This is a genomic window from Diaphorobacter nitroreducens (genome assembly GCF_002214645.1).
GTDB lineage: Bacteria > Pseudomonadota > Gammaproteobacteria > Burkholderiales > Burkholderiaceae_C > Diaphorobacter > Diaphorobacter nitroreducens.
Map to the genome: position 1 here is coordinate 323,636 of NZ_CP016278.1, position 23,142 is coordinate 346,777.

The window sequence follows — 23,142 nt, forward strand, 5'->3', positions numbered from 1 at the left end:
ACTACAGCGCCGCGCGCAGGCGCTCGGCATAACCGGCCAGCACGGCGGCTGGCGGCTCCTGGCGTGGCCAGGTGAAGGTGATGCCGTCGTCCTCATGGCGCGGCACCACGTGCAGGTGTACATGCGCCACGGTCTGCCCGCCCAGCGCGCCATTGGCCTGCAGCAGCGTGAGCCCCGGCGGGTCGAACGCCGTACGCACCGCCAGCGCGACGCGGCGCGCGGTCTGCATCAGCGCCGCGGCCTCTTCGGGGGTCGTGTCGAGCAAGGTGGCCGCATGCCGTTTGGTAGCGACGAGGACATGGCCCGGCGTGACCTGGCCGATGTCCATGAAGGCAATCGTGAGCGCGTCCTCATAGACCTTGGCACTGGGGATCTCGCCGGCCACCAGCCGGCAGAAGATGCATTGGCCGGGCGGCGAGGTGTCAACGAACATGGGCACGGGCGGTCTCTCCTGTAGGTTGGAATATCCAGGTTGGCCGCGGATGGGGATGCGGCGACTCTGTCGCGCTGGAGTGTAAGGACCTAGTGCGCGCCGGCCCGGGCCCGCGGCGCGGCGCGCGCCGCAGGCAGACCAGCCCGCCTGGGCCGGCGTCGCGCCAGGCGATGCCCGCGTGCGACTGCTTGGCATCGCGCTTGGCCAGCGCCGCGAGGTTGGCCACCTCTTCGGCATGCTCCATGCTGCCCGGCGACACGCGCACCGCGCCGATCGACAGCGTGGTACAGCGAAAGAAACGGTTCACGCCATGCCGGTCCTCGGCCCAGATGCCGCCTTCCTGGCGCGCGGATTCATCGAACAGGGCGATGGCCTCGCGCGCGAACGAGTCCACGATGCGCTGGCAGCGCGCCAGCCAGTCGCTGCTCTGGAACAGCAGCATGAAGTCGTCACCGCCCACATGGCCCACGAAGTCGGCCCGCGGGTCGCAGTGCGTCAGCGCCAGCCGCGCCACCAGGCGGATCATCTGGTCGCCGCGCCAATAGCCGTAGTGGTCGTTGAAGGGCTTGAAGTGGTTCAGATCGGCGTAGCAGGCGACGAAGGCCGCGCGGTGGTCCAGCAGGCGCTGCATGTGCAGGCTGATGGGGATGTTGCCGGGCAGGAAGGTGAGGGGGTTGGCGTGGCGCGCGGCCTCGATGCGCGCTTCGGTCACGCCGCGCACCAGTTGCTCGCCGGTGCCCAGGCCCGCGTAGCGCCCGTTGTCGGTGACGATGAAGCCGTCGTTGAGGTAGCGCTGGTCCTGCGAGGTGAGGATGCCCACCAGATGCTCCACGTCGCAGTCCATCTCCACCACGCGCGGCGACGTACTGGCGAACGCCATGCAGGGTTTGCGGCCGTGCACCTCGCGAAAGTACAGCGTGGCGTAGTGGTTCATGAACTCCTGGCGGTTGATGAGCGCCACGGGGCGTTCGCCCTCCAGCACCGCAATGGCGTGCAGATCGCCATGCGTGCGAAACAGCTCGGCCACCGCGTCGTTGCTGGTGCAGGGCGTGACGGTGGGCGCCTGCGCCATGAGCAGGTTGCGCAGGATGCCCGGGCGCATGGGCTGGCCGCCGTGCGGCAGCACGGCCACGCGGCGGTCCCGCAGTACGGACAGCGCGGGCGGCTCGATCGCCATGCGAGCGGTACGCGCGGGCCGGCCCAGCAGGTAGCCCTGGCCGTAGGAAATATCGAGGTCGCGCAGCGCGCGCAGCTCGTCGCTGGTCTCGATGCCTTCGGCCACCAGCGTGGTGCCGAACACTTCGGCAATGCCGCGGATCGCCTGCAGCATCTGCAGCTTCTCGGGGTGCTGGCCGATGTCGCGCGTGAAGTACTTGTCGATCTTCACGAAGTCGGGGCGCACCTCCGACCACAGGCGCAGGCTGGAATGGCCGTCGCCGAAGTCGTCCAGCGCCAGGCGCATGCCACTGGCGTGCACCTGGCGCAGTGCGTCGCGCAGCGGCACCAGGTCGTGCACGCGCTCGTGCTCGGTGATCTCCAGCACCACCATGTGCGGCGCCACGCCCAGCCGACGCACCACGTGGGCCAGAGGCTCCGCGCCGCACAGCCCGACGCCCCAGACCAGCGCGTCGGCGCTGATGTTCACGAACAGCCGGCCCGGCGTGGCCTGCTGGCCCCATTGGGTGAGTGCCTGCGCGACGCACAGCAGTTCGAAGTCGTGCAGCAGGTCTTCGGCGCGTGCCTGGGCCAGCAAGGCGTCGGGCGACTGCAGCGGCGAGTTTTCCGGGCCGCGGATCAGCGCCTCGTGTGAATAGATGTTCCCCTCGCGCAGGTCGGCCAGGGGCTGGAATACGCAGTGCAGCCCACCCGCGCGCAGCAGCCGCGCCAGCGGCCCTTCGCCCCGCACCCTGGGTGACAGCGAAGGCAGCAGTGCGCGCAGAGACAGCCGCGGAGCATCAGGCATCGGTAGCAATTGGTAACTGTTAAAAGGGGAGCGTAGGCCTTCCGGGTGACAGGCCCGTGACGCGCATGCGCCTGGCAAGGGCGATGGCTGGTATTGAATTGATAGCTGCTGGCGCTTTGTCCGTAAGCATCAGGGCTACTTTTCATTGGTATTTGCAGGCGAAAAAAAGCACGCGGCGCATGGCGCCGCGTGCCGTGCAGTGGCCGACAGGGCCTGCTTCGTCAGAACCGGTGGCGGATACCCACGCCGAAGCTGTTGCCCGTGGACTGGTTGGTGATCTTGTCGTTCATGTACATCGCGTACACGTCCGTGCGCTTGGACAGGTTGTAGTCATAGCCCAGCGTGAAGGTTTTGCGGTCCAGGTCCGAGTCCGTCAGCTCGGTCTTGACCCAGGAAGCCAACAGGCTGCCGCCGCCCAGCGGGGCCGATGCGCCGACCTGCATCGTCTTGGCCTTGCCGGGGCTGTTGTCGGCCTTGGTCTGGCCGTAGCTCAGGTACGGCTTCACGACGTTGAAATCGTAGGCTGCGGCCAGCATCCAGTCCTTCTTGGTCGTGCCCAGGTAGGTGCCCTGGCCGGGGTTGCTGATCTGGTCGCGCTCGTAGTAGCCAGTCAGCGTCAGCGGGCCGCCGAAGTAGAAGAAATTAGCGCCGACGTTCTTCTTGCCGTTATCGCCCGGCAGTTCGCCGAACTGGTACTGCAGGTTGGCCTTGAAGCCGCCGATGTCGGGCGTGCTGTAGGCGATCTGGTTGCTCCAGCCTGTGTCGGACGGGGTGGTGGCCTGCCAGCCGGAGGCGTTGAACAGCGGCACGTTCTTGTGCAGGATCAGCGGCGAGAACGTGAACGAGTCGCCCAGCGGGTTGCCCACCACAGACGGCAGGAAGTTGGGTGCCATCCAGCGGCCCAGCAGCACGGAGCCAAAACTGCCCGACAGGCTCACGTTGGCGTCGCGCGAGAAAAACGTATCGCCCGGAAAGCGGCCCTGGGTGCCGGCATCCACCTGGATGAACGAGGTGAGCTGGAAGTTGGCCTTCAAGCCGCCGCCCAGGTCTTCGGAGCCGGTGAAGCCGAACCACGAGGTGGTCATGCCACCGCTATTGACCACCGAGCGGCGGTCGGCGTCGCCGGCCATCTTCATGGAGCCGACGTAGACGTCGGTCAGACCCGAAAGCGTGACGGAGGTCTGGGCGTGCGCCGTGGCCGCGCACAGCGTGGCGGCGGCAATAGCGATCAAATGGCGGTACATGGGTTCTCCTCTGTAGGGCGGGGATGCGCGGCTGGCGCAGGGGTTGTTATGACGGTTTCGTGTCAGGCAGCGATTGTGGTCAAGCAAACATCATGCCGCCAGCCTTTTTCGTGTTTTTGCAACACTGCGAACGCAAGTTGTTGCGCCCGGACCCGCCGGAACGGCGCGTGAGGCGGCCCGGCACGCCGGCGGTTGCACGTCCACTTTTGATTTCGCTCAAAGCAGGACGGGCGGTGCGCCGGCACAGTGGCGGTCATGTTCCCCCTACCGTCCTCTGACCAGTCCGCACAGATCGAGGTGGCCACCGCGGGCGAGGTGCTGCGTGAGCGCCACCAACAACCTGCGTCCGTGCTCTACCTTGACAGTGGCCGCGTGCTGCTGGGCGTGCGCGAGGACGGCGTGATGCGCCACCAGCTTGGTGTCGTCGAAGGGCCGTTCTGGCTCGACGCCGCCACCGCGCTGCTGGAGCAGCCCTGCGCCGTGGACATGGTGGCGGACACCCGCGTGCAGTTGCGCCGGCTACCGCTGGAGGACTTCAAGCGCACCTTTGATGAGTTGCCCGTGGGCGCACAGGCGCTGCTGCGCGACATGGCTACCGGTTACTGCCAACAGACAGAACTGGCCGTGAGCCGCCTGGCCCAGGACGCCGAAGCGCGCTGCGCCCAGTGGCTGCTGCGCCATGCGCAAAACAGTGAAGACGGCGGCTTGCGCGTTACGCTGCACCAGCGCAAGCGCCTGATTGCGGCGCAGTTGGGCATTGCGCCCGAGACGCTCTCGCGTGTGCTGCGCCATCTGCGCGAGCACGGCCTGATCGCTGGCACGGGCAACGTGCTGAGCCTGCCGCAGCCCCGCGCGCTGCAGATGGTGGCCGGCGCCTGAGCACACACTGGGCACTCCGCCCGATGGGGCCGCTGCGGCGGCCCTTTTGCATCCAGTTGTTACCACTCTCTACCTGAAGGCCTGAGGCGTCAGGGTTTTTCCCGCGCTGTCACAGGGTTCCACCCAGTCTGGAGCTGGGGGTGCCTGCGTATATTGGTTCGAGCCTCTGGTGAGGCAGTCCCCCTACGACCATGGTTCGCGCCTTCCTCGATCCTCTCGTTTCGGGCGCTTCGAACGCGGAGCGCCCATGACACCGCCCGAGCATGTTGCCGCGTGGGAAGACGTGGCGCCCGAGCGGGAGCCTGAAGGCTTCGCATGGCTGCCCGGTCCGCTGGTGGGCAAGCTGCTCGCGGTGGCGGCGCTGGCCATCGTGCTCTCCGCAATGCTCACCGTGTGGGTGCTGTCGCGCGCCGCGGGCCAGGAGGTCATGCAGCGCCTGGTCAGCCAGCAGAACGACGAGGTGGAACTGGTGGCGCGGTTGCTGGCCAGCAAGATCGAGCAGAGCCAGAAGGTGCTTGCCACCGTGGCCGAGGGCATCACCCCCGAACTGTTGGAGTCCCCCGCGTCGCTGGAGTGGCTGCTGCAGCAGGGCCTGCCGGCCGTGCGCTTCTTCGACGCCATCCAGGTTGCGCGCAAGGACGGCAACCTCGCCATCAACCTGCGCTATGGCAAGCTGGAAAAGGCCTCGGGTCTGGACCCGGGCGAGCGCGATTACCTCGTGCGCACACTGCTGGACGGCAAGCCGCTGGTGTCGGGCCTCATTGGCGCCACGCCGGCCGAGGCGCGCGTGATGTTCACCATGCCGCTGCTGCGGGGGGAGGGGCGCGTCATCGGGGCCGTGGCGGGCGTGCTGCGGCTGCAATCGCAGGGACTGCTGCCACATTCCCTGGCGCTGCCCGCACGCAGCGATTCGCAGCTGGTGGTGTTCACGCGCGATGGGGTGATCCTGGCGCACCCCAATATGGAGCGCGTGCTGGGCCAGGTGGCCGACGAGCCCGGCCTGGGCGAGGCCTATGCGCGCTGGCGCCGCGCGGACGATGCCCCGCTGGCCGGGCGCGCGCAAACCACCGTGCAGGCGGACCACGTGGTGAGCTTGGCCAGCGTGCCCATGCCGCAATGGGTGGTGGCCCGGGTGAGCGCTTCGCAGGCCGTGCTGGCGCCAATGCAGGGTGTCCAGCGCCGGGCCTGGGCGCTCGCGGCCGCGGCCACGGCGCTGGTGGCCCTGCTGGCGCTGGGCGCCATGCTGTGGATCGCGCGCCCGCTGATCCTGCTGCGCCAGCGTGCCCGAGCGCTGACGGACGCGGAGGCCGCTGGTGCGCCGGCGAGCGGGTCCGCCGGGTATGACGGCCCATGGCCGCACAGCCCTGGCGAGGTGGACGATGTGGTGCGCGTCTGCACCCGGCTGTTGGAACACCGGCGGCTGCAACAGCGTGGGTCGGAGGCGTCGGCGCGCCAGTTGCGTGCGGTGCTGGCGCACGTGCCGTTGGGCATCGTCGTCAGCCGCGACGAGCAGGTGGAGGTCGTCAGCCAGCAGGCCGGCCGCATGCTGGGCTATGCGCCGGCGCAGCTCCAGGGGCGCCGGCTGACGGATCTGCTGGCCTCACCGCCCGGCGCAGCGGATGTGGCACAGCAGGTGCGTGCGCGGTTTGCGGCCCACGGCAGCTTCGATGGCGAACTGCCGCTGCTGCGCAAGGACGGCAGCACGCTGTGGGTGCGGGCGCAGGGGCAACTGGTGGAGCCCGGCGTGCCGTCCAGCGGCCTGGTGTGGTCGCTGGAAGACTTCACTGCGGAGCGTGCAGCGCGCCAGCAGCAGTCCTGGGAGCGCGCCCACGACCCCTTGACCCAACTGCTCAACCGCGCGGAGTTTGAGTTGCGCCTGCAGATGTTGCTGGACGCGCGTGCTGCGCGGGGCCCGCGGGGTGTGCCGGAGGAAGACGGCGGGGTGCTGCTGTTCATGGACCTGGACCACTTCACCGTGGTCAACGACGTTGCCGGCCATGATGCGGGCGATGACGTACTGCGCCATCTGGCACGTCTGCTCGAATCGGAAGTGCGGCACAACGGCTGGGCTGCGCGCGTGGGCGGCGACGAGTTCGCCATCGTGCTGCCGGGCAGCTCCTTGGCGCGCGGGCAGGCCGTGGCCGAGCAGTTGCGCGCCGCCGTGCAGGCGTGGGAGCCCGCATATGGCGGGCGCAGCTTCACCCTGGGCCTGAGCGTGGGGCTGGTCCCGCTGGCGCCCGGTGCGCACGGTGTGGCGGCGCTGCTCTATGCCGCCGACATGGCCTGCTACCAGGCCAAGCGCGCCGGGCGCAACCGCATCGCCGTAGGCAGCGTGCAGGTACCGGCCTGAACGGCTCGGCTGGCATGGCCGCACACGGCGGCGGGTTACTCCAGCCGCCCGATCGCGCGCAGCACGTTCTCTGCCGTGGCGGGCGCGGTCAGTTGCACGGGCGCGCGCGCATCGGCGCCGCCGTCCCCCCGGGCCGCAGCGATTGCATTGCGCAGTGCTTCGTACACGCTGATGGCTAGCATGAACGGCGGCTCGCCCACGGCCTTGCTGCCGCCCACGTTGTCCTCGCGGTTGGGCTGGTGCCACAGCTGCACGCGCAGGTGCTCGGGCACGTCGCCCGTGGCGGGGATCTTGTAGGTGCTGGGGGCGTGCGTGGCCAGGCGTCCTTCGTCGTTCCACACCAGTTGCTCGGTGGTAAGCCACCCCATGCCCTGCACGAAACCGCCCTCGATCTGGCCGAGGTCGATGGCCGGGTTGATGCTGTGGCCCACGTCGTGCAGGATGTCCACGGCCAGCACGCGGCTCTCGCCGGTGTGGGTGTCGATGGCCACCTCGGTGCAGGCGGCGCCATAGGCGAAGTAGTAGAAGGGCCGGCCGGTGAGCGTGGTCTTGTCGTAGTGGATCTTGGGCGTGCGGTAAAAGCCGTCGCTCCACAGCTGGATGCGGTTGGCGTAGGCCTCCTTCACCACGTCCTCCCAGCGCCGCGTGCGTTTTGGGGATATGACCTGCCCACCCGCGAAGCGGATGGCGCCCGCGCCGCAGCCGTCCAGCCCGCAGACGAACGCCGCCAGGTTGTCGCGCACATGGCGGGCCGCGAACTGCGCGGCGCGGCCGTTCAGGTCGGTGCCGCTGCTGGCAGCGGTGGCGCTGGCGTTGGGCACCTTGGCGGTGTCGCTGGCGGTGACCAGCACGCGGGAGAGGGGCACGCCCAGCTCATCGGCCACGATCTGCGCCACCTTGGTGTGCAGGCCCTGGCCCATCTCGGTGCCACCGTGGTTCACCTGTACGCTGCCGTCGGTGTACACATGCACCAGCGCCCCGGCCTGGTTGAACAGCGTGGCCGTGAAGCTGATGCCGAACTTCACCGGCGTCAGGCCCAAGCCGCGCTTGAGCACGGGGTTCGCGGCATTCCATGCCGAAACGGCCTCCTGCCGTTGCCTGTAGAGCGCGGACTGCTCCAATTGCGGTAGCAAATCGTGCAGGATGTTGTCCTCCACGGTCATCTGGTAGTGGGTCACGTTGCGCTCGTGCAGCCCGTAGAGGTTGGCCATGCGGACGTCCAGCGCGTCCCGGCCCAGGGCGCGGGCGATGTCGCCCAGAATGGTTTCGATGGCGATCACCCCCTGCGGTCCGCCAAAGCCGCGGAACGCGGTATGGCTCTGGGTGTGCGTCTTGCAGCGGTACGAGGCGATCTCCACATGTTCCAGGAAGTACGCGTTGTCGCAGTGGAACACCGCGCGGTCGGCCACGGGGCCCGACAGATCGGCGCTGAAGCCGCAGTTAGTGGCCATCATCAGTTTGAGGCCGGTGATGCGCCCGGCGTCGTCAAAGCCCACGTCCCATTCGTAGGCGAAGGGGTGGCGCTTGCCGGTGACCATGAAGTCGTCGTCGCGGTCCAGGCGCAGCTTGACTGGCCGGCCGAACTTGTGCGCCGCCAGCGCCGCCCACACGGCCAGGTGGCCGGCCTGCGTTTCTTTGCCGCCAAAGCCGCCGCCCATGCGCCGGCACTCCACGCGCACCGCGTGGCTGTCGATGCCCAGCGCATGCGCCACCCAGTGCTGGACCTCTCCGGGGTGCTGGGTGCTGGAGTGGATCAGCCACTGCCCCTGTTCCTGCGGCAGGGCATAGGCGATCTGACCCTCCAGATAGAAATGCTCCTGCCCGCCGACTTCCAGTCGCCCCTGCAGGCGGTGCGGCGCCTGCGCCAGCGCCTGGGCCGCGTCGCCCCGGCGCACGTGCACGGGCGGTAGAACATAGCTCTCGGCGGCCAAGGCGTCCCGTACGGTGAGGATGGCGGGCAGGGCGGTGATGCTCAGCTTCACCTGCCGCGCCGCGCGCCGCGCCTGCATCACCGACTCGGCCACCACCAGGCCGATCACCTGGCCGATGTGTTGCACCGTAGCCTGCGCGAACACCGGCTCATCATGGGCGAACGCCGCCAGTACCGGATCGCCCGGAATGTCCTGTGCCAGCACCACGCCGTGCACACCCGCGAGCTGCAGTGCGGCTTGCGTGTCCACGCCTTCCAGCCGCCCGTGCGCCACGGTGCTGAGGATGGGGGCGGCGTAGAGCGTGCCCTTTACCTCGGGCAGGTCGTCGATGTAGTGGGCGCTGCCCGCCACCTGTGCGCGTGCGCTCTCGTGCGCGTGGGGCTGGCCCATGGCGGGCTGACCCATGGCGGGCTGGCCCATCGCGGGCTGGGTCATGGCCGGTGGGTTGCCAGCGGCCGCGCGGCCAACGGGCGTGCGCGCAGTGGGAGCGTGGTCGTCATCGCGCTTCATGGCGTGGCCTCCAGCGTCAGGGGTTGCAGGCGCTCCAGCGCTGGGGTCTCCGCACCGCCGCGGGTCTCGCGCCAAAAGCGGCGCACCAGCGCGCCTAGCACTTCACGGCGATAGGCGCCGCTGGCGCGCATGTCACTGATGGGGTTGAACTCCGCCTGCAGCACGGCGGCGGCGCGCTCCGCCGTTGCGGCGGTCCAGGGCTGGCCGGTCAGCGCAGCCTCGGTCTGGCGCGCGCGTGCAGGGGTGGCGGCCACGCCGCCCGCGCCGATGCGCGCCTGGGTGATGGTCTGCCCTTCGATGCGCAGCTGGATGGCCAGGCACACGGCAGAGATGTCGTCGTCGAAGCGCTTGGAGACCTTGTAGGCCGCCAGTCGCTGGTCCGCCCGCCGCTGGTCCGGCGCGGGCAGAGGTAGGTGGATGAAGGTGAGCAGCTCGTCTGCCGCCAACTGGTTCTGCCGGTAGCCGGTGTAGAAGTCCTCCAGGGGCATGCGCCGGCAGCCGCGCGTGCTGGCCAGCTCCACTTGCGCCCCCAGCGCGATCAGCAGCGGCATCGAGTCGCCAATGGGCGAGCCGTTGGCCACGTTGCCCCCCAGCGTGCCGCTGTTGCGCACCGGCAGGCCCGCAAAGCGCGCGGCAAAGCGGTGCAGTTGCGGCCAGCGGGCCTGCAGCGCAGAGAAGGCATCGGTGAGCGATACGGCCGCGCCCAGCGTGAGCTGGCCGTCGTGCTCGGCCACGCCGGTCAGTTCCGCAGCGCGCGTCACGTCCAACAGGCGCGGGAAGCGGCGGTGCTGCTTGGTGATCCACAGGCCCAGGTCGGTGGCGCCGGCCACCAGTTGCGCGTCGGGGTGGGCGGCGCGCGCGGCCAGCAGATCAGGGAGCGTGGCGGGCGAGATATAAGAGAAATCGGCCTCTAGCGCTTGCGGGGCAAGCGCGAGAAGCTCCAATTGTTGTAGCAACGCGGTTTCGTCCACCTGCACGCGCGGCAGTTGCTGCATCTGCTGTGCGGCATCCAGGATGGGGCGGTAGCCCGTGCAGCGGCACAGGTTGCCCGACAGCGCCTCGGCCGCCTGTGTGCGCGTGATGCCTCGGTTCTGGCAGACCTCGTTCTGGTACAGGCCGAACAGGCTCATGGCAAAACCGGGCGTGCAAAACCCGCACTGCGAGCCGTGGCATTGGACCAGCGCCTCCTGCACGGGGTGCAGTGCGCTGCCCTTTGGGTCGGACGCGGGCCGGATCAGCGGGTCGTGCGCCAGGTCCTCCACCGTCCACAGCGCCATGCCGTCGATGGAATGGGCCAGGCGGATGCAGCTGTTGACGGCCTGGTAGTGCATGCGGCCCTGGCGCGCCTCGCCCAGCACCACGGTGCAGGCGCCGCAGTCGCCTTCGCCGCAGCCCTCCTTGGTGCCGGTGGCGCCCAGGTCCTCGCGCAGAATCTCCAGCAGGGTGCGGTCGGGCGCGATGCCGTGCAGCTGCACGGCTCGGCCGCGGCGGATGAAGCGTAAGGGGCGGGGCGTTGTCATGTACCCAAGGGTATGCCGCAGGCGCCGGCTTGACCATAGGGCGGTACACATAACCCCGCCGGCGTGGTTGGTGGCCGACGGTTTGCTATAAGAAAAGTAGCTGCTGGCGCCCGGTGGGTCGGCGCCGCATGCTGTTTTGATTCCAGGCAGCCGTCCAAAAAACTAGGAGACAATCGCAGGATGAATCCCTCACCCCCTTCTGCCCCCGCCAACGGCGCGCCGCGGCTGCAGCTGACGGGCATCACCAAGCGATACCCGGCCGTGGTGGCCAACGATGGCGTATCGCTCACGGTGCAGCCCGGCGAGGTGCATGCGGTGCTGGGCGAGAACGGCGCCGGCAAGTCCACGCTGATGAAGATCATCTACGGCGCCGTGAAGCCCGACGAGGGCCAGATGCTGTTCGACGGCCGCCCGGTGCAGGTGCGCAATCCGCAGGAGGCGCGCCAGCTGGGCATTGCCATGGTGTTCCAGCATTTCAGCCTGTTCGACACCCTGACCGTGGCCGAGAACGTCTGGCTGGGCCAGGACAAGAGCGTGCCGCTGGCCGAGGTGGAGCGCCGCATCCGTGCCACGGCCTCCGAGTACGGCCTGGGTATCGACCCGCTGCGGCCCGTGCACACGCTCTCCGTGGGCGAGATGCAGCGCGTGGAGATCATCCGCGCGCTGCTCACGCAGCCCAAGCTGCTGATCCTGGACGAACCCACCTCGGTGCTCACGCCGCAGGCGGTGGACAAGCTCTTCGTGGTGCTCAAGCAACTGGCCAGCGAGGGCTGCAGCATTCTCTACATCAGCCACAAGCTGCACGAAATCCGCGCGCTGTGCACGGCCTGCACGGTGATGCGCGGCGGGGTGGTCACGGGCGTGTGCGACCCTTCGCAGGAGTCCAACGCGTCGCTGTCGCGCATGATGATCGGCGCCGAGCCGCCGGCCCTGGCGCACCGTGAGGTGACCACGGGCGGGGTGGCGCTGCGCGCCAGTTCCTTGAGCCTGCCGGCGGCCGACCCCTTCGGCGTGCCGCTCATCGACATCGACCTGGAGGTGCGCGTGGGCGAGGTGGTGGGCATTGCCGGCATCTCGGGCAATGGGCAGAAAGAGCTGCTCTACGCCCTGTCGGGCGAGGACCAGCGCGCCGCGCCCGCCATGGTGCAGGTGGCGGGGCCGCAGGGGCTGGTGCCCGTCGGCCGCATGAACCCGCGCCAGCGCCGCGCGCTGGGCCTGCACTTCGTGCCCGAAGAGCGCCTGGGCCGCGGCGCCGTGCCCAGCATGGGGCTGGCGCACAACCTGCTGCTGACCCGCACCGACGCGGTGGGCGCTTTCGGCTGGCTGCGCATGGGGCAGCTGCAGGCGCAGGCGCGCGCCATCATCGCGCGCTTCCAGGTCAAGGCGGGCGGGCCGAATGCGGCGGCCAAGTCGCTGTCGGGCGGCAACCTGCAGAAATTCATCGTGGGGCGCGAGATCGACGCCGGCCCGCGTCTGCTCATCGTCTCGCAGCCCACCTGGGGCGTGGACGTGGGCGCGGCCGCGCAGATCCGCGGCGAGATATTGAAGCTGCGCGACCAGGGCTGTGCCGTGCTGGTGCTCAGCGAGGAGTTGGACGAATTGTTCGAAATCTGTGACCGGCTGCACGTGCTGGCCAAGGGGCATCTGTCGCCGTCCGTGCCACGCGCCGAGGCGACGGTGGAGCGCATCGGCGAATGGATGAGCGGCCTGTGGCACGCCGAGGTGCAGGCGCACCTGCGCGCGACCAGCGCACCCGAGGAGGCCGGCCATGCTCAAGCTTGAGGCGCGCCCCGAGGCGTCGCGCCTGTTCGTTTTTGGCTCGCCGCTGCTTGCGCTGGCGATCACGGTGCTGATCGGCGTACTGCTGTTTGCGGCCCTGGGCAAGGACCCGGTGCGCGGGCTGCAGGTGTTCTTCTGGGAGCCGATCAAGTCGCCCTATGCGTTGGGCGAATTGGCCGTGAAAGCCACGCCGTTGCTGCTCATCGCGCTGGGGCTGGCGGTGTGTTTTCGCTCCAATGTCTGGAACATTGGCGCGGAGGGGCAGTTCGTGATCGGCGCCGTGGCTGCGGGCGGCGTGGCACTGCTGGCCGACAAGGCCACCGGTCCGTGGATCGTGCCTGCCATCCTGGTTGCTGGAGTGCTGGGGGGCATGGCGTGGGCGGGCATCACGGCGCTGCTGCGCGACCGCTTCAATGCCAATGAGATCCTGGTCAGCCTGATGCTGGTGTACGTGGCGACGCTGGTGCTGGGCTATCTGGTGTACGGCCCCTGGAAGGACCCGATGGGCTTCAACTTCCCGCAGACCAAGATGTTCGAGCCCGTCACGCAGATGCCCAAGCTGTTCACGGGCTCGCGCGTGACCATCGGGCTGCCGCTGGCGCTGCTGGGTGCGGCGCTGCTGTGGGTGTTTCTGTTCCGCATGCGCGCGGGCTTCGCGCTGCAGGTAGGCGGGCTGGCGCCGGCGGCGGCGCGCTACGCGGGCTTTTCGTCGCGGCGCGCGCTGTGGACGGCGCTGCTGATCTCCGGCGGCCTGGCGGGCCTGGCGGGGGCGCTGGAAGTGGCCGGACCCATCGGCCAGCTCACGCCGTATGTACCGGCGGGCTATGGTTTTGCGGCCATCATCGTGGCCTTCGTAGGGCGGCTGCATCCGGTGGGCATGGTGCTGTCGGCGCTGCTGATGAGCATGTTCTACATCGGCGGCGAACTGGCGCAGTCGCGCATGGGGTTGCCGAAGTCCCTCACGGGCGTGTTCCAGGGCCTGCTGCTGTTCACGCTGCTGGCGTGTGACACCTTGATTGCCTACCGCGTGCGGTGGGTGGGTGCCAGGGGAGGGCGCGCGTGATGGAATCGTACGCATTGCTGCTGGGCAGCACGCTGAGCGCCGGCACGGTGCTGGCCATCGCCGCGCTGGGCCTGCTGATCAACGAGAAGGCCGGCATCGTCAACCTGGGGGCCGAGGGCATGATGCTGTGCGCGGCCATCGCCGCGTTTGCCACCGTGGTGCACACGGGCAGCTTCACGCTGGGGCTGCTCGCGGGCATGGCGGCCGGCGCGGTGCTGGCGGCGCTGTTCGGCGTGCTGGTGATCTGGTTCAACACCAACCAGTACGCCACCGGCTTGGCCCTGAGCCTGTTTGGCGTGGGCTTCTCGGCCTTCGTGGGCATCGGCTATGTGCAGGCCAAGCTGCCGGACACGCCCAAGTTCGCCTGGCCGGTGTTGGGCGATCTGCCGGTGGTGGGCCAGGCGCTGTTCAGGTTGCACCCGCTGGTCTATCTGACCGTGGTGCTGGTGGCGCTCATGGTGTGGTTCCTCTACCGCACGCGCGCCGGCCTGGTGCTGCGCTCAGTGGGCGAGTCGCCCGAATCCGCCCACGCGCTCGGCTACCCCGTGCGCGGCATTCGCCTGGGAGCCGTGGCGGCGGGCGGTGCGCTGTGCGGGCTGGCGGGCGCCTACATCTCCACCGTGTACACGCCGCTGTGGGTGGAGGGCATGGTGGCCGGGCGCGGCTGGATCGCGCTGGCGCTGACCACTTTCGCCACCTGGCGGCCCGCGCGCGTGCTGCTGGGCGCCTACCTGTTCGGCGGCGTGACCATGCTGCAGTTCCACCTGCAGGCCACGGGCGTGCAGGTGGCCAGCCAGTTGCTGTCCATGCTGCCCTACGTGGCGACCATCGTGGTACTGGTCCTCATTTCGCGCAACCCGGCCTGGATTCGTGCGAACATGCCGGCCGCGCTCGGAAAGCCGTTCCATCCGGGCAGCTGACCCCATTTTCCATCCATAAAACCCATCGCAATGAACGTACTGAACAAACGATCCCTTTTAAAGGCTGTGGCCCTGTCGGCTGTGGCCCTCGCCACGCTGGCGGCCTGCGGCAAGAAGGAAGAGGCGCCTGCCGCCGCACCGGCACCGGCCGCCGCCCCCGCGGCCGACAAGCTGAAGATCGGTTTCATGTACGTGAGCCCCATCGGCGATGGCGGCTGGACCTACCAGCATGAGCTGGGCCGCAAGGCGATCCAGGAGAAGTTCGGCGACCGCATCGAGACCTCGTTCGTGGAGAGCGTGCCCGAGAGCGCCGACGCCGAGCGCGTGATGCGCGACATGGCAGGCCAGGGCAACAAGCTGATCTTTGCCACGAGCTTCGGCTACCAGGAGTTCGTGCAGAAAGTTGCGGCCGACCTGAAGGACGTGAAGTTCGAGCACGCCACTGGCTACAAGCAGGCCGACAACGTGGCCACCTACGACACCAAGACCTTTGAAGGTGCATACCTGGCCGGCATCGTGGCGGGCGGCATGAGCAAGACCAAGACCGTGGGGGTGGTGGCGTCCGTGCCGATCCCCGAAGTGGTGCGCAACATCAACAGCTTCGTGCTGGGCGCGCAGAGCGTGGACCCGTCGATCAAGGCCAAGGTGGTGTGGGTCAATGAATGGTTCAGCCCGCCCAAGGAGGCCGAGGCCGCCGCATCGCTGCTCAACGGCGGCGTGGACGTGATGTACCAGAACACCAACTCGCCGGCAGTGCTCAAGGCGGCAGAGGAGCGCGGCGCGCGCGCCTTCGGCAAGGACGGCGACATGAGCGCCTATGCGCCCAAGGCGCACCTGGGCTCGGCCGTGATCGACTGGACGCCCTACTACACCAAGGTGGTCGAGGACACGCTGGCCGGCAAGTGGCAGGGCGGCGCGCACTGGTGGGGTGTGAAGGAGGGGGCGATCGACCTCTTGAAGATTGCTGACGACGTGCCGCAGGAGATCAAGGACCGCGTGGCCAAGGCCAAGGCAGGCATGCAGGACGGCAGCTTTGCCGTCTGGACCGGTCCCATCAAGGACAACACTGGCAAGGAAGTGCTGGCCGCCGGCACGGTGGGCGACCTGAAGTTCCTCTCCGGCATCAATTTCTACGTGGCCGGCGTGGAGGGCAAGGTGCCCGGCACCGACGGCAAGTGACAAACACGGGCGCGCCCCTCAGGATGGGCGCGCCTTTTGCTTTGAAACCTGGGTCCGCTTTCACATTCCGACGAAAGAAAAACCATGACTGATCTGCGCAAACGTTCCCTGTTCCAGATGGCTGCACTGACGGCCGTCGCCGCCACCGCTTTGGTGGCCTGCGGCAAGAAGGAGGAGCCGGCTCCGGCGGCCCCCGCGCCGGCTGCGGCACCAGCGGCTGCGGCCGGTCCGCTGAAGATCGCCTTCGCTTACGTGGGACCTGTGGGCGATGGCGGCTGGTCCTACGCGCATGACCAGGCGCGCAAGAAGCTGGAGGCCGAGTTCGGCGACAAGATCCAGACGTCGTACGTGGAAAGCGTGCCCGAAGGCCCAGACGCCGAGCGCGTGCTGCGCGACATGGTCACGCAGGGCAACAAGCTGATCTTCGGCACCACGTTCGGCTACATGGACGTGATCCAGAAGCTGGGCGCCGAGTTCAAGGACGTGAAGTTCGAGCACGCCACCGGCTACAAGACCAGCGACAACACGCGCATCTACGACAGCCGCACCTACGAGGGCGCGTACCTCGCGGGCATCATCGCGGGCGCCATGACCAAGACCAATACGCTGGGCGTGGTGGGCTCGGTGCCGATTCCCGAGGTGATCCGCAACATCAACAGCTTCACGCTGGGCGCGCAGAGCGTGAACCCGCAGATCAAGACCAAGGTGGTCTGGGTCAACGAGTGGTTCAGCCCGCCGAAGGAGACCGAAGCCGCCACTTCGCTGATCAATGGCGGCGCCGACGTGCTGTTCCAGAACACCGACTCGCCCGCCGTTCTCAAGACCGCCCAGGAAAAGGGCAAGCGCGCCTTCGGCTGGGACAGCGACATGACGGCGTACGGCCCCAAGGCCCACCTGGCGTCGGCCATCATCAACTGGGCTCCGTACTACACCAAGGCCACCAAGGACGTGCTGGAAGGCACCTGGACCACCGGTCAGCACTGGTGGGGTGTGAAGGAAGGCGCGATCGACCTCGTCTCCATCGCCGAGGACGTGCCCGCCGAGGCCAAGGCCAAGGTCGATGCGGCCAAGAACGGCCTGAAGGATGGCAGCTTCGTGATCTGGAAGGGCCCCATCGTGGACAACGCGGGCAAGACCGTCCTCGACCAGGGCGCAGTGGCTGATGACAAATTCCTCACCAGCATCAGCTTCTACGTCAAGGGCGTGGAGGGCCAGGTGCCCGGCGGCGACAAGAAATAAGCGGCCATTGCCGCACCAGGCGGCTTTCTTTGCGGAGATCGTCCGCCCGGTACAACGAGCCACCCTTCGGGGTGGCTTTTTTGTCGGTATGGCCATGCCCGCCGTTGCGGGCCGGGAGGTGTTGCACATGGGCGCCGACAAGGCATCATCGCCCTACCGCCGCGATGTCCCGTAGGTTGCGGCCTCATTTTTTGGAGCCTGCCGATGTTCAAGGTCCCGCCCATTCCCGCCGAACGCCTGCCCGGCCTGCTGAGGGCCATGCCCAAGGCCGAACTGCACATCCACATCGAGGGCTCGCTCGAGCCAGAGATGATCTTCGCGCTGGCACAACGCAACGGTGTGCCGCTGCCCTACGCCAGCGTGGAAGAACTGCGCCGTGCCTACGCCTTCACCGATCTGCAGAGCTTCCTGGACATCTATTACGCAGGCGCCAGCGTGCTGCTGCATGAGCAGGATTTTTACGACATGGCACGCGCCTATCTTGCGCGAGCAGCTATGGATAACGTAGCGCATGCGGAAATCTTCTTCGACCCGCAGACGCACACCGCGCGGGGCGTGCACATCGAGACCGTGATCAACGGGCTGCACCGTGCCTGCGCGGACGCGCGCAGCAGCCACGGCCTGTCTGCGTCGCTCATCCTGTGCTTTCTGCGGCACCTGAGCGAGGAGGATGCCCTCGCCACGCTGGAGCAGGCCCTGCCGCTGCTGGACCGCATCGTCGGCGTGGGGCTGGACAGTAGCGAGCGAGGCCACCCGCCCGAGAAGTTCGCCCGCGTGTTCGAGCGCTGCCGCGCCCTGGGCCTGCATGTGGTGGCCCATGCGGGTGAAGAGGGTCCGCCGGCCTATATCTGGAGCGCGTTGGACGTGCTGCAGGCCGAGCGTATCGACCACGGCGTGCAGGCCGTTCACGACCCGGCGCTGATGCGCCGACTGGCCAATGAGCGCATACCGCTCACCGTGTGCCCCTTGTCCAACCTGAAGCTGTGCGTGTTCCCGCGCCTGGCCGATCACAACCTGCTGCAGTTGCTGGAGGCGGGGCTGGCGGTGACCGTGAACTCCGACGATCCCGCCTATTTCGGCGGTTACGTCAACGACAACTTCACGCAGCTCTTCGCGGCGGTGCCGGCGCTCACGGCGCGCCATGCCTACCAGTTGGCCTGGAACAGCTTCGAGGCCAGCTTTGCCGCCGAAGCCGACAAGCGCGCATGGCACCACCGGCTCAAGGAGTGCTTCGAGCAGTTCACGGAGAACGACTGAGGCACCGCGGGGCGTGTTGCTCGCGCGCAGCCGGGTGCTAGGCATTCCGCTGCGTTGCGTCTATCCTGCGTTGGCCCGGGCCGGGGGACCGGCAGGGGTGCACCACAACAAAGGAGACAACGCATGCAAGAGAGAGTGACTCGTGCTGCGGCGCCACGCGCGCTGTTGGCGACGGCGGTCCTGGCCCTGCTGGCCGGCTGCGGGGGCAACGACGATGCGGACGACGCGCCGCTGGCGTACCAGGCGGAGATCCGCCGCACCGCGATGGGCGTGCCGCACATCAAGGCCTCCAACTGGGCCGGCGGGGGCTTCGGTATGGGGTATGTCCAGGCGCAGGACAACCTGTGCACGCTGGCGGATGCCTTCCTCACCTACCGGGGCGAGCGCTCGCGCTACTTTGGCGGCAGCGCACAGCTGGTCTACAACAGCACCATCGGACGCCCGCGCAACATCGACTCGGACTTCTTCCACCGCCATGTGATCTCCGCCGACGTGGTGCAGAAGATGGCCGCGGCGCAGCCCGAGAATCTGCGGCAGATGGTCGAGGGCTTCGTGGCCGGCTACAACCAGTACGTGGACGTTGCCAAGAAAGGGACGGCCCACGCCGCCTGCCGCAGCGAGGCATGGGTGCAGCCCATCACGCAGGAGGACGTCTGGCGCCGCATGTACGCGGCCAACCTGGCGGGGGGGTACAGCAATTTCGTGGAGGCCATCGCCAATGCCGTCGCCCCTGCCGCAGCCAAGGCCGGCGCGGCGCAAGACGCGCAGACCGCCCCGTCCCTGGACCAGAGCCTGACCACACCTCCCGCCCTGCAGGTGGGCGGTGACGCGGGCATCGGCAGCAACATGTATGGCTTTGCGCCGGCAGCCACGGGCGAGTCCAGCGGCGTGATGTTCGGCAACCCCCACTGGTACTGGAAGGGGCCGGACCGGTTCTACCAGGCCCAGGTCACGATCGACAATCAGGTGAACGTCAGCGGCGTCGGATTCCTGGGCGTGCCGCTGGTGCTGATCGGCTTCAACGACAACATCGCCTGGAGCCACACGGTCTCCACGGCGCGGCGCTTCGGCTTCTTCCAACTGCAGCTGCAGTCGGGCGACCCCACCACCTACCTGCGTGATGGCCAGCCGGTCAAGATGGCGCCGCGCAGCATCACCGTGGCCAGCCGCAATGCCGACGGCACGCTGAGCGATGTGACGCGCACGCTGTACACCTCCGAGTACGGGCCGTTGGTCAACCTGGCGGGGCTCAACCCCGCTCTGGCCTGGAGCCAGAGCACGGCCTTCGCCATCCGTGACATCAACGGCGAGAACTTCCGCACCTTCCGCAACTGGATGCGCTGGAACCAGGCGCGTTCGCTGGATGAGTTCATGGCCATCCAGAAGGAAGAGTCCGCGATTCCATGGGTCAACACGGTGGCCGTGGGGCGTGGCAGCGCGCGGGTCTGGTACGCGGACATCGGCGCGGTGCCCAACGTGTCGCCCGAGCAGGTGGCCGCGTGCACCACGCCGTTCGGCGCGGCCGTGGGTGCGGCGCTGCCCAACGTGCCGTTCTTCGACGGCTCGCGCAGCGCCTGCGACTGGCAGACCGATGCGGACTCCAAGCAAAAGGGCGCCATCGGCCCGTCGCGCATGCCCAGCCTGTTGCGTGAGGACTATGTGGGCAACATGAACGACAGCTACTGGCTGTCCAACGCGAATGCCCCGCTCACGGGATACCCGGCCATCTTCGGTCCCGCGGGCACGGCGGCGTTGACGTTGCGCACGCGCCTGGGCCACACCATGGCCCTGGAACGGCTGGCCGGCACCGACGGCTACACCGGCAACAAGGCCAGCGCCGCCATCGTGCGCGACATGGTGCTGAACAGCCGCGTGTTCTCGGCCGAGCGGTTCAAGGACGAGATCCTGACGCTGATCTGCACGCCCTCGCAATGGATGGTGAACGGTGCCACGGTGGACGCCACGCAGGCCTGCGCCACGCTGCGTGCGTGGGACAACCGCGGGAACAAGGAGTCCCGGGGCTCCCATCTGTGGGACGAGTTCTGGACCCGCGTGCCCACCACGGGGTTGTACTCGGTGCCCTTTGACGCGGCCGACCCGCTGAACACCCCGCGCGGGATCAACGTGGCCGCCGTGACCGCGCTGCGCCAGGCCATGGCCACGGCCATCAGCCGCGTGGGGCAGAGCGGGTTTGCGCTGGATGCACCGCGCGGCGAAGTGCTGTTTGCCACGAAGGGCGGTGCCAAATTGCCGCTGTACGGCGGCTGTGGTGGCGTGGGCTACTTCACCATCACCTGTTCCGAGAACGACATCACGGCGGGCGGCTACAGCATGGACGGGCAGCCGCATGGCAACTCATACATGCAGGTGGTGAGCTTCCCCTCCAGCGGCGTGCAGGCCCATACCTTCCTGACGTTCTCACTGTCCGACGACCCGGCGTCGCCGCATTTCGGCGACTACACCAAGGCCTACAGCGCCAAGCAGTGGGTGCGCATGCCGTTCTCGGAGTCCGAGATCACGGGCCACCCGGACTACCGGACGACCACCGTCTCCGCCAGCGCCAAGTAACGGCGCGCAACGGCGCGCAACGGCGCGCCGGTGCCATGCGCACTGGCCGGGATGACCCCCCGTGCAAAGGCCCCGCCATGCGGGGCCTTTGTTCATGGAGCGGCGGGGAGGCGGCAGTTCACAGCGCGGTGCGCAGCCGCCAGATCTCGGGGAACAGCACCACGTCCAGCATCTTGCGCAGGTAGCTCACGCCGCCGGTGCCGCCGGTGCCACGCTTGAACCCGATCACGCGTTCCACCGTGGTCACGTGGCGAAAGCGCCAGAGGCGGAAGGCATCTTCCAGGTCGGTGAGCTCCTCGCCCAGCTGGTACAGGTCCCAATACCTTTGTGGATCGCGGTACACGGTCAGCCAGGCCTGTTCCACGGCTTCGCTGGCCTCGTAGGGCTGGCGCCAGTCGCGCTCGGTATGGCTGGCCGGCACGGGCAGGCCGCGGCGCGCCAGCAGGCGCAGTGCTTCGTCGTAGAGCGAGGGCGCCTCGTATGCCGCCTGCACCTGGGCCAGGCGCTCGGGGTGGTGGGCATGGGGCTGCAGCATGGCGCGGTTCTTGTTGCCCATGGCGAACTCGATGCACCGGTATTGGTAGCTTTGGAACCCGCTGGACTGGCCCAGGTACGGGCGCATGGCGGTGTACTCGGGCGGCGTCATGGTGGCCAGCACATCCCAGGCGTGCACCAGCTGCTCGAGGATCTTGGACACGCGCGCCAGCATCTTGAAAGCGGGCGGCAACTCGTCACGCGCGATATGGGCGATGGCCGCGTGCAGCTCATGCAGCATGAGCTTCATCCACAGCTCGCTGGTCTGGTGCTGCACGATGAACAGCATCTCGTCGTGCGCGGGCGAGAGGGGCTTTTGCGCGCCCAGCACGCTGTCCAACTGCAGGTAGTCGCCATAGCTCATGCTGTGGCTGAAGTCGAGCTGTGCGCCCTCCTGGCGCACGATGGCTTCGGTGGCGCCGGAGGATGCGCTGGGGTGGTGGGGGCAGGTCATGGTCAGGTCACTGCGTTGAGGTGGTTGAACTCGGGCTTGCGCCATTCGCCGGATTCCAGCACCTGGCGCAGGTGCTGCACGGCATTCCACACGTCTTCAAATCCGACATACAGCGGCGTGAAGCCAAAGCGCAGGATGTCCAGGTGCTTGCCGCCGTCGCCCTTGCGGAAGTCGCCGACCACGCCGCGTGCGATCAGGGCCTGCACGATGGCGTAGGCCCCGCTGCCGACGCCCTGAACGCCCAGGCCGTCGCCGCGTGTCAGGCACACCTGCGAACCGCGCGCCGCATGATCGCGCGGCGTGGCCAGTTCCAGGCCGTGGCCGGCGCAGTGCTCCTCGACCAGCGCGATGAACAGATCGGTCAGTGCGAGCGACTTGGCGCGCAGCGCCGCCATGCCGCCCAGAGGCTCGGCGGCGGTAAAGATGTCCAGCCCGCACTGCAGGGCCGACAGGCTCACGATGGGCTGCGTGCCGCAGAGGTAGCGTGCGATACCCGGTGCGGGCTGGTAGTCGGGCGTGAAGGCGAAGGGCGCGGCATGGCCGAACCAGCCCGACAGCGGCTGCGCAAATGTCGCATCCGGGCGGTCCGCCAGGCGCGGGTGCACCCACACGAAGGCGGGCGCGCCAGGGCCGCCATTCAGGTACTTGTAGCTGCAGCCCACCGCATAGTCGGCATTCGCGTCCAGCAGGTGCACGGGCACGGCGCCCGCGCTGTGGCACAGGTCCCAGACGCACAGAATGCCGTGGGCGTGCGCCTGCGCGGTCACGGCGGCCATGTCGTGCATGGCGCCGGTGCGGTAGTTCACGTGGGTGAGCAGCAGGACGGCGACCTGGGGCGTCAGCCGCGTGGCGATTTCCTCGGGCTCCACCAGCACCAACTCCAGTCCGTACTCCTGGCACACGGACTGGGCGATGTACAGGTCGGTGGGGAAGTTGCTGCGCTCGCTGACGAGCTGGGTGCGACCTGGGTGGTCCGTGCGGGCCACGCGCGCGGCAGCCGACAGCACCTTGTACAGGTTGACCGAGGCGGTGTCGGTGAATACCACCTGGTCCGGCCCCGCGCCGATCCAGGGAGCGAACTGGTTGCCCAGGCGCTGCGGCAGGCTGACCCAGCCGGCCTTGTTCCACGAGGTGATGAGGTCCTGTCCCCATTCCTGCTGCACTACTTGGGCCACGCGCGCCGGCGTGGCGCGGGGCAGGGCGCCCAGGGAATTGCCGTCCAGGTAGATCACGCCCTCGGGCAGGCTGAAATGGTCGCGCAGGCTGCGCAGCGGGTCCTGCGCATCGCGTGTGCGGCACTCTTGCAAGGTAGTCATGTG

The 23,142-nt window shown here is 68.3% G+C and carries 16 protein-coding genes; 9 read left to right on the plus strand and 7 right to left on the minus strand.

The window, feature by feature from the left end:
- Position 1: 1 nt before the first annotated feature.
- From BA022_RS01475 to BA022_RS01485, 3 genes are all read right to left on the minus strand, one after another.
- Positions 2 to 439, minus strand: coding sequence for an HIT family protein (locus BA022_RS01475; RefSeq protein WP_015913835.1), 438 nt, complete (start codon positions 437 to 439; stop codon positions 2 to 4).
- A complete protein-coding gene (locus tag BA022_RS01480; protein WP_228403684.1) occupies positions 423 to 2,396 on the minus strand; it encodes an EAL domain-containing protein in 1,974 nt (657 codons plus the stop codon). The genes BA022_RS01475 and BA022_RS01480 overlap by 17 nt, the downstream gene beginning before the upstream one ends.
- A gap of 221 nt (positions 2,397 to 2,617) precedes the next feature.
- Positions 2,618 to 3,640, minus strand: coding sequence for a porin (locus tag BA022_RS01485; protein ID WP_088886342.1), 1,023 nt, complete (start codon positions 3,638 to 3,640; stop codon positions 2,618 to 2,620).
- A gap of 255 nt (positions 3,641 to 3,895) precedes the next feature.
- Between BA022_RS01485 and BA022_RS01490 the strand changes: the two genes are divergently transcribed.
- Entirely contained in the window at positions 3,896 to 4,519 is a 624-nt protein-coding gene (locus BA022_RS01490) for a Crp/Fnr family transcriptional regulator (protein ID WP_047351073.1), read from the plus strand.
- A 247-nt stretch (positions 4,520 to 4,766) separates the two neighbouring features.
- Positions 4,767 to 6,869 (plus strand): sensor domain-containing diguanylate cyclase, encoded by a 2,103-nt coding sequence (locus BA022_RS01495; RefSeq protein WP_088886343.1) that lies wholly within the window; start codon positions 4,767 to 4,769, stop codon positions 6,867 to 6,869.
- A 35-nt stretch (positions 6,870 to 6,904) separates the two neighbouring features.
- Here the strand turns inward: BA022_RS01495 and xdhB are convergent, their stop codons facing one another.
- A complete protein-coding gene (gene xdhB, locus BA022_RS01500) occupies positions 6,905 to 9,310 on the minus strand; it encodes a xanthine dehydrogenase molybdopterin binding subunit (protein ID WP_088886344.1) in 2,406 nt (801 codons plus the stop codon).
- Entirely contained in the window at positions 9,307 to 10,830 is a 1,524-nt protein-coding gene (xdhA, locus tag BA022_RS01505) for a xanthine dehydrogenase small subunit (protein WP_088886345.1), read from the minus strand. Before xdhA ends, xdhB begins: the two co-directional genes overlap by 4 nt.
- Positions 10,831 to 11,010: 180 nt before the next feature.
- Here xdhA and BA022_RS01510 point away from each other — a divergent pair, with 180 nt between their 5' ends.
- From BA022_RS01510 to BA022_RS01540, 7 genes are all read left to right on the plus strand, one after another.
- Complete coding sequence (locus tag BA022_RS01510; RefSeq protein WP_088886346.1) at positions 11,011 to 12,612, plus strand: ABC transporter ATP-binding protein; 1,602 nt, start codon at positions 11,011 to 11,013, stop codon at positions 12,610 to 12,612.
- Positions 12,599 to 13,672, plus strand: a complete 1,074-nt coding sequence (locus BA022_RS01515; protein ID WP_088886347.1) for an ABC transporter permease — start codon at positions 12,599 to 12,601, stop codon at positions 13,670 to 13,672. Before BA022_RS01510 ends, BA022_RS01515 begins: the two co-directional genes overlap by 14 nt.
- Positions 13,672 to 14,592, plus strand: coding sequence for an ABC transporter permease (locus BA022_RS01520; protein WP_015913827.1), 921 nt, complete (start codon positions 13,672 to 13,674; stop codon positions 14,590 to 14,592). The genes BA022_RS01515 and BA022_RS01520 overlap by 1 nt, the downstream gene beginning before the upstream one ends.
- Before the next feature lie 30 nt (positions 14,593 to 14,622).
- A complete protein-coding gene (locus BA022_RS01525) occupies positions 14,623 to 15,771 on the plus strand; it encodes a BMP family ABC transporter substrate-binding protein (RefSeq protein WP_088886348.1) in 1,149 nt (382 codons plus the stop codon).
- Positions 15,772 to 15,855: 84 nt separating this feature from the next.
- Positions 15,856 to 17,010, plus strand: a complete 1,155-nt coding sequence (locus BA022_RS01530) for a BMP family ABC transporter substrate-binding protein (protein WP_047351071.1) — start codon at positions 15,856 to 15,858, stop codon at positions 17,008 to 17,010.
- A gap of 204 nt (positions 17,011 to 17,214) precedes the next feature.
- Positions 17,215 to 18,267, plus strand: a complete 1,053-nt coding sequence (locus tag BA022_RS01535) for an adenosine deaminase (protein ID WP_088886349.1) — start codon at positions 17,215 to 17,217, stop codon at positions 18,265 to 18,267.
- 123 nt (positions 18,268 to 18,390) lie between these two features.
- Positions 18,391 to 20,835, plus strand: a complete 2,445-nt coding sequence (locus tag BA022_RS01540; RefSeq protein ID WP_088886350.1) for a penicillin acylase family protein — start codon at positions 18,391 to 18,393, stop codon at positions 20,833 to 20,835.
- A 118-nt stretch (positions 20,836 to 20,953) separates the two neighbouring features.
- Here the strand turns inward: BA022_RS01540 and kynA are convergent, their stop codons facing one another.
- Both kynA and kynU read right to left on the minus strand, forming a co-directional pair.
- Entirely contained in the window at positions 20,954 to 21,823 is an 870-nt protein-coding gene (gene kynA, locus BA022_RS01545) for a tryptophan 2,3-dioxygenase (RefSeq protein ID WP_088886351.1), read from the minus strand.
- 2 nt (positions 21,824 to 21,825) lie between these two features.
- Entirely contained in the window at positions 21,826 to 23,139 is a 1,314-nt protein-coding gene (gene kynU / locus BA022_RS01550; RefSeq protein ID WP_088886352.1) for a kynureninase, read from the minus strand.
- Positions 23,140 to 23,142 lie beyond the last annotated feature (3 nt).